Below are 11,815 nucleotides of genomic sequence, written 5' to 3'. Positions count from 1 at the left end.
GCTTTCCCTCATCAGGTCCGGAATCGACGGCAGGGTTTCACCGCGTGTCAAGTGATGTTCCGCACCTCCCACAGCGCGGGGAACAAGGGCGTGAACACGCCACGGCGCAGATAGACCGCGCCGGACGAACCACCGGTTCCGGTCTTGTCGCCGATGATGCGCCGGGCCATCGTCGAATGCCGGTAGCGCCATTCGGTGAAGATCTGGTCGAGGTCGACCATGCGCTCGCACAGCTGCGCCACCACGCCGTCCTCGCGGTACGCCTTCGCGATCGAAGGCGCCGCCGTTTCCGGGGATTCGCCGGGCAGTACCGGGAACCCCTGCGCGGTGAGGTAGCCGGCGAACGAGTCGAACAGGGGCGGCCTGGTCATCGCGGTGATCAGCCGCTCCCGGTCGGACGTGCCCTCCGGGAACTTGTCGAACACGCCGGGGTCACGCCTGCCGAGGACGACCTCGATCTCGCGGAACTGCGCGGAGTAGAACCCGCTGCCGCCGAGGTCGTCCCGGAACCGGACGAACTGCCCCGGTGTGAGCGTGTCGAGCACGTCGATCTGCCGGAGCGTCACCCGCACGATCGCGATGAGCCGCCCGATGGTCCGCAGCGCCGCTCCCGGCTCGCCTTCTTCGAACGCCCGCGCGAGCTCGGCGAACTCGTGCAGCAGCTGCTTGAACCAGAGCTCGTGCACCTGGTGCACGATGACGAAGAGCAACTCGTCGTGTTCGCCGGTGTTGGGCTGTTGAAGCTCCAGCAGTTCGTCGAGGGCGAGATAACCGCGGTAGGCGGTATGGGCTGCTTCGTCGGCAGCGGTCATGCCGCGCGCCTCCCTGATTTCTCGTCGGTGGCAACGGATATGGGCGCGGGTACCGGGGCGGGGACCCGGCGGGACTGCCTCAGCACGCGCAGCATCATGGCGGGCTTCATCAGGGTCGTCGCGGGCTCGACCAGCCCGGCGACCCGCATGAAGGTGCCGGTGACCCGGCCGTCCCTGGTCGCGGCGCGCTGCACGCGGCCCATGTAGGCGTTGGCGATCCGGACCTGCGCCGGACGTTTCCCTTCGACACCGGGGAAACTCAGGTCACCCGACGCGGAGATCTGCCACGGGACGTCGATCTCCGCGGAGATGTCCTTGAAGAAGGCCAGTGCTTCCGGGGCCTTCCCTTCGCGCAGGTGGTTCCGCAGGGTCAGCGCCGTGAGCGCGGCGACGGTCATGCCCTGTCCGTAGACCGGGTTGAAACTGCACACGGCGTCGCCGACGACGAGCAGACCGTCCGGGAACCCGGTCAGCCGTTCGTAGTGACGGCGGACGCTCGCCGGGTACCGGAAGGCGACCGCGTCGCCGAGCGGTTCGGCGTCCTTCATGACGTCGTACACGTCGGGGACTTCGAGCGACTTCGCGAACGCCATGAAGCCGGCTTCGTCGGTGGGCGCGCTGTCGCCGAGCACGCCGGTGAGGGAGACCATGAACTTGCCGCCCTCGATCCGCGAGAGGAACGCGCCCCGCGGATGCGACGGAGTGGACACCGGGTTGATCGACAGATCGTCGCCGAGCGGTCCGCCGTCCGGCAGCCGGTACACCCGTGTCGTGTAGGTCAGGTCGATCCTGACCCGGTCCTCTTCCGGCGCGGCGTAACCGAGTTCGGTCAGCCACGCCGGGGTCCGCGACCCGCGCCCGGTCGCGTCGACCACCAGATCGGCCACCAGCCGCTGATCGGTTCCCGAGGCACCGTCCCGGATCTCGACGCCCTCGACCCGCGAGCGGTCCTCGGACAGGATCGGCCCGAGCACCGTGTGGCCATCCAGCAGCCGGACGTTGCCGATCGCCTCGACGCGGTCGCGGACGAGACCTTCCAGCACCGGGCGCGCGGCCGACACACAGACCAAGCCGGTGTGCGCGGGGGAAAGCCGCCTGCCGTTGAAGTACCAGCGAAGTTCCCCGAGGTCGCCGGTGGGGACACCGGCCTCGACAGCGGCTTCGGTGAACCCGTCGAACAGTTCGTCGAGGATCTGCTGCCCTCTCGCGAGCAGCCCGTGCACGTGCCTGCCCTGCGGCACCCCACGGCGTGCCGTCCGCACGCCGTGCAGCTCGTCCCGGTCGACGATGACGACGTCCGCGTAGGACTCCGACAGGACCCGGGCGGCCAGCAGACCGGCCATACTGCCACCGAGAACGACCGCGCGCTCTCCTACTTGCTTGCCCACCAGGGCCTCCCTGTGTTCGTCCTGTATTCGGTCGGTCGCCGGGACGGCCGCTCAGTCGTCCGTGCCGAAGAACTCGATCACCGACGGGGCCACGGAGGCGGCGACCAGGTTGTGGTCGGCCTCGGGCAGGGTGACCGCGCGCGCCCCGGGGATCCTCGAAACCACCTCGGCGAGGGAATCCTGTTGCCACTGCGGGCTTTTCTCACCCGTGACACCCAGCGTCGGCACGGTGATCCGCGAGATCCGGTCGGGCACGTGGCAGTCGCCGATGATCTCGCCGTCGTAAGGCAGGGTGTGCGCCAGACCGACCAGATGCGGCCACGCCTCGGACTGCTCGATGCGGCCGACCGAGTCCGGTTTGAACCCGACCGCGTTGATCATGAAATGCTTGACGGCGTCGCCGGGCCGGTCGTCGCGGATGTGCTCCGCGAGGTCGGACCGGTACTTCTCGTCGAGGCGCTCACGCGAGCCCTCCAGGATGTACGGCGGCTCGTAGGCGACGAGCTTCGTGATCCCGTCCCCGCGCAACGCGACGTCGAAGGCCAGCACCGCCCCGGTGCAGTGGGCGAAGACGTGGGCCCGGCCGCCGGCCTCGGCGATGACCGCCTCGAGGTCTTCCTGTTCGCGCTCGACCGCGTAGGGGGCGGTGTCGCCACTTTCCCCGCGGCCGCGGCGGCTGACGTTGAACACCTCGAAATTCGGGGCCAGCAGCTCCGCCAGTTCCGCGGTGGCCCAGTGGTCGCAGAGCGCTCCGCCGAGCAGGACCACGGGATGACCGGCGCCGATCCGCTGGACCGTGATCGCGGTGCCGTCGCGCGAAAATACCTTGTCCATGGCTCCCCAAAGGGTCGAGGTCTCCCGGACGCCGTCGCACCGCGACCGCGCCACCGGATTTTTCATCCCGGTGATGGAAATCGTCACATGTTCGCCGGCGCGGAGACTTCTTCCCGACTGCTTGGTGGTTCCCGGTCCGGGCACGCAGCCGAGAAGACGTGCCCGGCCGTACCGGAGGGTTAGCGTGCTCGCCGGGGGAGCACTGTCGTTTTCGATGATCGGAGTCGTTATGAAGCCCTTCCGCCTCGCAGTGCCGGAGGCCGACCTGGCGGATCTGCGTCGCCGGATCGGGCAGACCCGCTGGCCCGACGAACTTCCCGGCGTCGGCTGGGATCGCGGTGTCCCGCTCGGCTATCTGCGCGAGCTGGCGGAGTACTGGGCGGAGGAGTTCGACTGGCGCGCGGTGGAAGCGAGGATCAACGAGTTCCCGCAGTTCATCACCGAGATCGACGGCGAGGACGTGCACTTCCTGCACGTCCGGTCACCCGAACCGGACGCGACCCCGCTCGTGCTGACGCACGGCTGGCCCGGTTCGTTCGCCGAGTTCCTCGACGTCATCGGGCCGCTGGCCGACCCGCGCGCGCACGGACTGGATCCCTCGATCGCCTACCACGTGGTCGTTCCGTCCATCCCCGGCTACGGGTTCTCCACGCTGCGCGAGCCCGGCTGGGACGTGCCGAGGATCGCGGGCGCCTGGCGGGAACTCATGGCACGCCTCGGATACGATCGCTACGTCGCGCAAGGCGGTGACGCCGGTTCGCCGATTTCCTTGGTACTGGGGATGATCGACCCCGAACACGTGCTCGGCGTGCACGTGAACATGTTGATGACCTTCCCGTCGGGCGACCCCGCGGAACTCGAAGGCATCTCCGAAGCCGACGGCGCGCGACTGGCCGGGCTCGGCCGGTTCGACACCGAACTCTCGGGCTACATGAAGGTGCAGGCGACCCGGCCGCAGACGATCGCCTACGCCCTCACCGACTCGCCCGTCGGCCAGCTGGCCTGGATCGTGGAGAAGTTCCGTGAGTGGACCGATTCGGCGGAGCTCCCCGAGGACGCTGTCGCCCGGGACCACATCCTGACGGGTGTGACGCTGTACTGGCTGACGGCCACCGCCGGCTCGTCCGCCCAGTTCTACTACGAGGGCGCGGACGCCGTCCGCCAGGCCGCGAGCGGCGCGGTGCCGCCCCCGGTACCGGTGCCGGTCGGGGTCGCGGTGTTCCCCCGCGACATCTTCGTGCCGGTGCGCCGCCTCGCGGAACGCGACATCCCCAGCATCTCGCACTGGACCGAGCACGACCGGGGCGGGCACTTCGCGGCGCTGGAGCAGCCGGATCTGCTCGTGGCCGATCTGCGGGAGTTCACGCGGAAGCTCGTGGCCGGGGCCGGACGGGACGCGCGGGCCGCTTGAGCCGGAAAGGCCGAAGGGCGCTTTCCCCGCGACTTATGCGGGGAAAGCGCCCTTCGCCTCGTATGCGGCCTCGGCGGGCGGTCGGAGCACGCTCTGATCGTCCACAGGGGACACAAAGCGGCGATCGAGTGCCGGATTCATGTCCGTATGAGCTGTTTCGCGTGTGGCGTTTCGGGTTCTGGCGGACTCGCGTTCACCTACCTGCCGGGTCCGTCACGTCGTCTGACACTGGACGTGCACGGCACGGCCTTGATCAGTCCGGCGCAGGTTGTGAAAGCCACTTTCGCAACCTTCAACGTTGCGAAAGTGGCTTTCACGACACGAGCACCCGGGCCCAGCGGTCCTGGCGGCATCGAGCGTCGCGAAAGCCACTTTCGGGACATCAGACGTCCCGAAAGTGGCTTTCGCGACACAGCGCAGCGAGTCATCCAGGCCGCGCCGCGAAGGCCCGGAAAACCCGCTCGACACGAGACTTGACCGCACCCTGTTCGACCTACCCCCGGGCTACCCGAATCGTCAGGGCGGGACACGCTCACCGACCCGCCGCAGCGGGAAGCCGCCCGCGGAGAACGACCCGAGTGACCCACGGCCGAGCTCAGGCGTCTTCCGCGCCCATCATCAGCGCGGCGAGGTCCTCCGGCGCGAGGAACGACGGCGGCGGCGGAGTGCCCCAGCTGAAGAAGCTCAGCGCGCCCTCGAACACCTCCGGCTTCCACAGCTCGTCGTCGAGGATGCAGTCCGTGTCGCTGTAGTACTCGCTGAAGTTGCCGGCGGGATCCTTGAGGTACCAGAAGAAGTTGGACCCGACGTGATGCCGCCCGAGGCCCCAGACGTGCCGTTCCGGATGGTCCTCCAGCATCGACGTCGCGCCGCGGCCGACCTCGTCGACGTCGTCGACCTGCCAGCCGGTGTGGTGCAGGTAGGTCACCGGGGAACGCAGGAGCAGCAGATTGTGGTGCTCCGTCGTGCACCTCAGGAACGCGCCCGCGTTCCGGATCAGGTCGCTGACCTTGAAGCCGATGCCTTCGACGAAGAACTTCTGGGAGATCGCGAAATCGGTCGAACCGAGGACCACGTGCCCGAGCCGCTTCGGCCGCACCCGGTCGTCGCGCAGCACGCCGGGCGCCCGCGTTCCCGGTCGTTCGATCCGCCCGTTGGCGTTGTACGGCGTCGGGGCGCCGGCGGTCTGCCGGATCCGCGGCTCGATCTTCAGCGTCACCTCGGTCCCGGTGGCCGGGTCGGTGCCGACCAGCCCGCCTGGCACTCGGCGGTGGGCGGCGCCGATCCGCTCCAGGTTCGCCTCGGCCCGGCCGAGGTCGTCCTCGTCGTCGACGGAGACGGTCATCCCCGCCAGCCGCCGGAACCTGGACTGCACCAGCCGCAGCTGACGTCCACCGTCCACAGTGGAGTACCAGCCGTCCTCTTCCCTGGCAAGGCCGAAGTCGTCGTAGTAGGTGGAGGTCTCCGCGAGATTGGGCACCCCGATGGTGACCGATCCCAGCCTGTGCAATGTCACGCGGCAGCTCCCTTTCGCCTCCGGCACGGACGGTTCCCCACTGGTCAGAATACCGGAGTGAATACGCGTTCCGGGTGCTCGTGAAAGGTGTGACAATCCAGGATAAGCGTCCTCTCGTGGCAAACACGGAGTAGGACGAGCTGTCTCCGGCGGGCTAATATCGGATGAAAACACGGGAATGTTCGCCGAGAGTGAGGATGCAGCAGTGACCGCCTCCGAAGTCGTCTCCCGAGAGGAATGGACAGCAGCTCGCGCCGCGTTCCTCGCCAAGGAAAAAGAATTGACCAAGGCGCGTGACGAGATCAACGCGCAGCGTCGCGCGCTGCCCCGGATCCTGGTCGAGAAGGACTACACGTTCCAGGATCCGGAACGGGGCGAGCTCTCGTTCTCCGACCTCTTCGAGGGCAGGCGGCAGCTCATCGTCTACCACTTCATGATGCTGGGGCCCAGTGAGGAGTTCTGCACGAGCTGCTCCTTCTGGATCGACAACATCGGGCACCTCGCGCATCTGCACGCCCGCGACACCACGCTGATCATCGACTGCCCGGCTCCGCTGGAGAAGATCCAGCCGTTCAAGGAACGCATGGGCTGGACGGTGCCCTGGGTCTCGTCGCTCGGCTCGGATTTCTATCAGGACTTCCACGTTTCGCTCGGCAGTGGCGTCCAGCCGCCCGGGATCAGCGCCTTCGTCCGTGAAGGCGAAACGATCCAGTACGCGTATTCGACCCACGGCCGCGGCAGCGACCTGCTGAACACCACCTACAACTACCTCGACCTGACACCGCTCGGCCGTCAGGAAGAGGGACTCGGCTTCACCCAGGAATGGGTCCGCCACCACGACCGTTACGAGAACGCCGACCGGTGCGGGGTGTGCGAACACGCCGCGAGCTGAAAGACCGAAAGGGCCGTACCCGGATGGCTGCCGGGTACGGCCCTTTCGTCGTGGCCGATCAGTACGGCGAGCCGACGCTGGCGATCTCGAACTTCGCCAGGTCACCGCCCTTGATCTCGGTGAACTGCTCCGGCGGGTTGGCGACCGCGCGCCAGGAGTTCAGCACCTCGTCGGATTCCCAGCGCTCGAACAGGTTCACGCGCTCGGGGTCCACCGCGTCCGCCGTGATGGCGAAGTCCAGGCATCCTTCGAACTTCCGGGCCCGCGAGATGACGTCCTCGTGCAGCTTGACGTACTTGTCCCGATCGGCGGCGTCGATCTGGAAGTATCCAGCGACGATGATCATTTCCTGTCCTTTCGTCGAACTTTTCAATCCTTGGCCGAAACGGTCTCGGCTTCGGAGTCTTCCCGGGTGGCGGTGTCTTTCGCGTCCGGTGCGACATCCTGCCCACCGCCGGCGCTCTGGTGCGAAAGCGGCGGAATCTGGCGGAACGACTTGATGCACAGGGTAGCCAGAAGAACGAACAACACCGCGCCGACGAGCGCGACGATGTTCAGCCCACTGGTGAACGCGCTCCTCGCCGATTCGAGCAGTTGCGAACCCGCGGGTTCACCGAGTCCCGGCGCGACGGCGAGGGCGTTGGTGACGCTTTCCTTCGCCGCGTCCGCACCCGGGGGCACGACGACCTGGCTGGTGTACACCGCGGTCCCGACGGTGCCGAACAGCGCGATACCCGCCGCCACACCGAATTGCCCGCCCATCTCCATGGACGCCGACGCCGCGCCGATCTTCTCCGGCGGCGTGTTGCCCATCATGAGCTCGTAGCCGAGCGCGGTGCCCGGGCCGATGCCCGCCATCGCCAGCGCGAACCCGATCACCGTGAGCGTCAGGCCGTCGACGGACGAAACCTGCGTGAGCAGGCCGTAGCCGATGGCCGCGACCAGCAGGCCGACGCTCATCACGTACGCGGGCCGGACCTGTCGCCCGATTCCGCCGCCGAGCATGATGGCGACCACCATGGCGAAGCCGGTGGGCACCAGCCAGAGACCGGCGGCCAGCGGGGAAAGCCCGACCACGGTCTGCAGGTAGAGGCTCACCATCAGCAGTCCGCCACCCTGGATGGCGCCACCGCCGATGCTCAGGATGAACGACGAGCGGAACACCCGGTGGGAGAACAGCCCGAGGTCGATCATCGGGTCGTCCAGCCTCTTCTGCCGGACGATGAACAACGCCCCGAAGACCAGGCCGACGACCATCGACCCGACCAGCAGCGGCTTCCAGCCCTCACGGGCGACCTCGGTGATGCCGTAGATGAGCGGCAGGATCGTGAGCAGCGAGAGCAGAACGCTGCCGAGGTCGATCTTCCGCCCGCCGGGTGCCTTGAACTCCGGCAGCACCGAACCGCCGGCGACGAGCACCAGCAGGACCACCGGCACGGCGAGGAGGAACACCGAACCCCACCAGAAGCCCGACAGCATCAGACCGCCGACGATGGGACCCAGCACCGAACCGCCCATGAAACAGGCCATCCAGATCCCGATGGCGGCGGATCGCTGCTTCGGGTGCTGGAAGATGTTGCTCAGCAACGCCAGAGACGAGGGTGCGAAGGTGGCGCCCGCGATGCCGAGCAGCGCCCTGGACACGATCAGCATCTCACTGCTGGTCGAGAACGCCGCCAGGAGTGACGCGATCCCGAACGCCGCGGCGCCGATCATCAGGATCTTGCGCCTGCCGATCCGGTCACCCAGCGCGCCCATGGTGGGCAGGAAGCCCGCCAGCAGGAAACCGTAGATGTCCAGGATCCACAGCTGTTCGGTGCTGCTCGGCGCGAGATCCGCCGTGATGTGCGGGGTCGCGAGCACCAAGACGCTCAAGTCCACCGACATCAGCAGGGTCGGCAGTGCGAGCAGGAACAGCCCGAACCATTCCTTCCGCCCTGCCAGGACGGGCGCATTGCCCGTCGTTGTTGTTGCGTCCATCAACCTTCCTTTCTCTGGGGCACGGCCCGGCGACGATCAGTTGATCACCGCTGGAGAAAATCGCCGCTCGTCCTTCTCAGCTCGTCGAAGGAGGAGAGATCCGGAGCGGTCCAGCCGTCCAGGTCGTATTCGGCCAAGCACTCGCGGACGAAGTCCTTGTACCCGTCGACCTGCCCCGAGACGACCTGAGACATCATGAGTTCGATCCGGGTGTTCTCATGGTTTCCCGAGTAGTTGCGTTCGTACAGTTCGTGCCTGCCACCGAATTCCGAGCCGATGGCGTCCCAGAGCAGCTTCATCACCTTGACCCTGGCCACCGAATCGGTTCCGTTCGAACCGCGGACGTACCGGTCGAGATAACCGCGGATCTCCGGATTGCGGAAATCGTCGGCACTGGAATTGAGATAGATCAGGCCGCTGGCGACGTCCTGCATCACGATCTCCTTGATGCGGGAATAGCCCAGCTGCATGAACCAGCGGTACGCCATCCCGTACTGGGGGTTCGGCAGGACCGCGCCGTTCTTCCAGGGCACCGGGTTGCGGGCCGCCGCGTCGGACAAGCCCTGGAACAAGGTCCGCCACGCCAGTACCTCGCCGAGTCTGGTCTGCACGCCGCGGAAGTCCTTGGAGCCGGTCAGTTCCAGCGCTTCGAAGAGCAAGCCCGCCAGGAACTCCAGTTTCACCGCGAGCCGGGTGCAGCCCTGGAACATCGCGCGTTCGTTGAACCCGGAATGGCCGGTGAACATCTGCATCTTGCCGATGTTCCCGTAGACGAAGACGTTCTCCCACGGCACGAGCACCTTGTCGAAGACGAGGATGCTGTCGTTCTCGTCCATTCGCGCGGACAAGGGATAGTCGAAGGGACTGCCCATCACCGCCGCGGTCGCGGCGTAGGAGGTGCGGCAGATCAGCTTCACACCGGGCGCGTCCATCGGCACCGTCGCGACGAGCGCGAACCGCTTGTCCTTGACCGGCATGCCCTGGTTCGCGATGAAGTTGTAGTGGGTCATCGCCGAAGCGGTGGCGACGACCTTCGCGCCACTGATCACGACACCCGCGTCGGTCTCTTTCTCCACGTGGACGACCACGTCGCCGATCTCGTCCGGCGGCTTGCTGCGATCGATCGGCGGGTGCACGAAGGCGTGGTTCCAGAACAGCACCTTCTCCTGGGTTTCCCGGTACCAGCGATCGGCGTTCCCGGTGAACGGCGCGTAGAAGTCGGCGTTGGCCCCGAGGGTGCCGAGGAACGACGCCTTGTAGTCCGGTGTCCTGGTCATCCAGCCGTAGCTGATCCGGGCCCAGCCCGCGATCGCGGCCTGGTCCGCGACCAGGTCCTCGGCACTGCGCGGAGTGCGGAAGAACCGGTGGGTGAACCCGTCGCTCCCGGTGTCGGTCGGCGCGGTCAGCGTCGCCTGGCGTTCCGGATCGTGCAGCGCGTCGTAGAGCCGCGCCGTCATCCTCGCCGGGTTGGCGAAGGCCGGATGCCGGGTGACGTCCTTGACCCGGTCGCCGTAGAGGAAGACCTCACGGCCGTCCCGCAGCGACTCGAGGTACTCGTCCCCGGTCAGCGGGCGGGTCTTCCGGGGGACGGGTCCGGTGCTCATCGCGCCTCTTCCACCGAGAGCGGGGTGTCGGCATCGGTGACCACAGTGGACAGAATCGCGCGGAACTCCTCGACCAGGCCGGCGACGGTGTCCTCCCGGAACTCCTGCCGGTCGTACTTCACGCTGCCGAAGATCCCGTGCTCCGCGTCGACGTCGAGCGTCCAGAGCATCCCGTTGGGGATGTCGGAGGAGATCGCCTGGCCGAGAACGCGGTGCCGTACCTCGGCGTACTTCGCGGTGGCGCCGAGCTCGCCGTCCGCGCCGAACGGGTGCTGGAACACCTGCAACGCGCTGACGGCGACCCCCGGGGTGGCGAAGGTGCTCGGCAGCTCGGGGGCCTCGCCGACGAGATGGGCGAAGGGAATGTCGTTCACCTGCGCCTCGATGCACGTGGCCCGGGTGCGCTGGAGGACGTCGCGCAGGGTCACGCAGCCTTCGAGATCGGTCCGCAGCGGCAAGAAGTTGAAGAACGGGCCGACGGTCTCCTCGAAGCGTTCGTCGAGCCTGCCGGAGGTGATGGTCGGCACGACGATGTCCGTCGCCGAAGTCCGGCGCGCGACCAGGACGTTGTAGGCGGTCTGCAACACCATGAACGCCGACGCGCGGGAACTCCTGGCGAGGCGCACGGTGGCGTCGGTCAACCCGGGATCCAGCACGAATCGGAAGGTCGAAGTCACCTTGTCCGGGCCGGGAACGACGGCGGCGTCCGCGGGCAGGCCGAGCAGACGCGCGTCACGCAGCTTGTCCCGCCAGTACGCGCGGGCACGTTCGTGTGCCGGCGAACTGCTCGCTTCCCGTTGCGCGACACCGAACTCCCGATACTGGCGCACCTCGGGAAGCCGGGCCTCGCGTCCTTCGATCCGCGCGCCGTAGTACTCGGCGATGTCCCGCATCAGCAGCCGCATCGACCAGCCGTCGGTGCCGATGTGATGCCCGACGAGAACGAAGAGGGATTCCTCGTCGGACAGCCTGCCCAGCACCGCCCGCAGCAACGGCGGACGGACGGCGGAGATCGTCCCCGCTTCCACGACGCCGAGGAACTCTTCGACGCGGTGTTCCGACCCGGTGTCGGGGACGTCGACCACCTCCAGCCCGGCGGGCGAGGGCGGGCGGACCTCCTGATACCGGTCGGTGGAGGGCCGGTTGATCACGGTGCGCAGCGCCTCGTGCCGGGTCACCACGTCGCCGAGCGCCGCACGAAGCAGGTCGATGTCGACCGAGCCGAGCAGCCGCCAGCCGCGGACGTTGTGATACCGCGGGCCGAACGGTCCTTCGTCGGCATCGACGTTGTCGTCGAAACCGCAGAGGAACTCCTGCGTGTGGGAGAGCGGGTAGCGGCGCGATGCCGTTTCGTCCACTTCGGACATTTCGTGAACCT

The 11,815-nt window shown here is 67.5% G+C and carries 10 protein-coding genes; 2 read left to right on the top strand and 8 right to left on the bottom strand.

Features of this window, described 5'->3' with window-relative positions; all coding sequences use genetic code 11:
* Positions 1 to 47: 47 nt before the first annotated feature.
* The 3 genes from H4W30_RS16570 to H4W30_RS16560 are packed head-to-tail and all read right to left on the bottom strand — an operon-like array spanning position 48 to position 3,034.
* The gene (locus tag H4W30_RS16570) at positions 48 to 812 is read right to left on the bottom strand and encodes a tryptophan 2,3-dioxygenase (RefSeq protein ID WP_192743618.1); all 765 of its coding nucleotides are present in this window, start codon (positions 810 to 812) and stop codon (positions 48 to 50) included.
* A complete protein-coding gene (locus H4W30_RS16565; protein ID WP_192743617.1) occupies positions 809 to 2,200 on the bottom strand; it encodes an FAD-dependent oxidoreductase in 1,392 nt (463 codons plus the stop codon). Before H4W30_RS16565 ends, H4W30_RS16570 begins: the two co-directional genes overlap by 4 nt.
* Before the next feature lie 51 nt (positions 2,201 to 2,251).
* Entirely contained in the window at positions 2,252 to 3,034 is a 783-nt protein-coding gene (locus H4W30_RS16560) for an alpha/beta fold hydrolase (protein WP_192743616.1), read from the bottom strand.
* A gap of 229 nt (positions 3,035 to 3,263) precedes the next feature.
* On the opposite strand from H4W30_RS16560, the gene H4W30_RS16555 reads away from it, so the two are divergent.
* On the top strand, positions 3,264 to 4,445 hold the full coding sequence (locus H4W30_RS16555; protein ID WP_192743615.1) for an epoxide hydrolase family protein: 1,182 nt from the start codon (positions 3,264 to 3,266) through the stop codon (positions 4,443 to 4,445).
* A 595-nt stretch (positions 4,446 to 5,040) separates the two neighbouring features.
* Here H4W30_RS16555 and H4W30_RS16550 read toward each other — a convergent pair.
* Positions 5,041 to 5,961, bottom strand: a complete 921-nt coding sequence (locus H4W30_RS16550) for a VOC family protein (RefSeq protein ID WP_192743614.1) — start codon at positions 5,959 to 5,961, stop codon at positions 5,041 to 5,043.
* Positions 5,962 to 6,166: 205 nt separating this feature from the next.
* Between H4W30_RS16550 and H4W30_RS16545 the strand changes: the two genes are divergently transcribed.
* Entirely contained in the window at positions 6,167 to 6,853 is a 687-nt protein-coding gene (locus H4W30_RS16545) for a DUF899 domain-containing protein (RefSeq protein ID WP_192743613.1), read from the top strand.
* Positions 6,854 to 6,911: 58 nt separating this feature from the next.
* Here the strand turns inward: H4W30_RS16545 and H4W30_RS16540 are convergent, their stop codons facing one another.
* Genes H4W30_RS16540 through H4W30_RS16525 form a run of 4 tightly spaced genes read right to left on the bottom strand, consistent with a single transcriptional unit; the run spans position 6,912 to position 11,804 of the window.
* A complete protein-coding gene (locus H4W30_RS16540) occupies positions 6,912 to 7,199 on the bottom strand; it encodes a putative quinol monooxygenase (protein ID WP_192743612.1) in 288 nt (95 codons plus the stop codon).
* 23 nt (positions 7,200 to 7,222) lie between these two features.
* Entirely contained in the window at positions 7,223 to 8,833 is a 1,611-nt protein-coding gene (locus H4W30_RS16535; RefSeq protein WP_192743611.1) for an MFS transporter, read from the bottom strand.
* Between the two features lie 44 nt (positions 8,834 to 8,877).
* Positions 8,878 to 10,437: a 4-hydroxyphenylacetate 3-hydroxylase family protein gene (locus H4W30_RS16530; protein ID WP_192743610.1), complete on the bottom strand. Its 1,560-nt coding sequence runs from the start codon at positions 10,435 to 10,437 to the stop codon at positions 8,878 to 8,880.
* Positions 10,434 to 11,804: a condensation domain-containing protein gene (locus H4W30_RS16525; RefSeq protein ID WP_192743609.1), complete on the bottom strand. Its 1,371-nt coding sequence runs from the start codon at positions 11,802 to 11,804 to the stop codon at positions 10,434 to 10,436. The genes H4W30_RS16530 and H4W30_RS16525 overlap by 4 nt, the downstream gene beginning before the upstream one ends.
* Between the last annotated feature and the right edge of the window lie 11 nt (positions 11,805 to 11,815).

This window comes from Amycolatopsis roodepoortensis (assembly GCF_014873915.1).
Lineage (GTDB): Bacteria > Actinomycetota > Actinomycetes > Mycobacteriales > Pseudonocardiaceae > Amycolatopsis > Amycolatopsis roodepoortensis.
Note: the sequence above shows the minus strand (reverse complement) of the source record. Positions and strands in the feature narration are given on the sequence as shown.

What these genes read in the sequence shown, in the direction of transcription:
- H4W30_RS16525 (WP_192743609.1), bottom strand. Translation starts at nt 11,804, where the DNA reads ATGTCCGAAGTGGACGAAACGGCATCGCGCCGCTACCCGCTCTCCCAC.
- H4W30_RS16560 (WP_192743616.1), bottom strand. Translation starts at nt 3,034, where the DNA reads ATGGACAAGGTATTTTCGCGCGACGGCACCGCGATCACGGTCCAGCGG.
- H4W30_RS16540 (WP_192743612.1), bottom strand. Translation starts at nt 7,199, where the DNA reads ATGATCATCGTCGCTGGATACTTCCAGATCGACGCCGCCGATCGGGAC.
- H4W30_RS16555 (WP_192743615.1), top strand. Translation starts at nt 3,264, where the DNA reads ATGAAGCCCTTCCGCCTCGCAGTGCCGGAGGCCGACCTGGCGGATCTG.
- H4W30_RS16535 (WP_192743611.1), bottom strand. Translation starts at nt 8,833, where the DNA reads ATGGACGCAACAACAACGACGGGCAATGCGCCCGTCCTGGCAGGGCGG.
- H4W30_RS16570 (WP_192743618.1), bottom strand. Translation starts at nt 812, where the DNA reads ATGACCGCTGCCGACGAAGCAGCCCATACCGCCTACCGCGGTTATCTC.
- H4W30_RS16530 (WP_192743610.1), bottom strand. Translation starts at nt 10,437, where the DNA reads ATGAGCACCGGACCCGTCCCCCGGAAGACCCGCCCGCTGACCGGGGAC.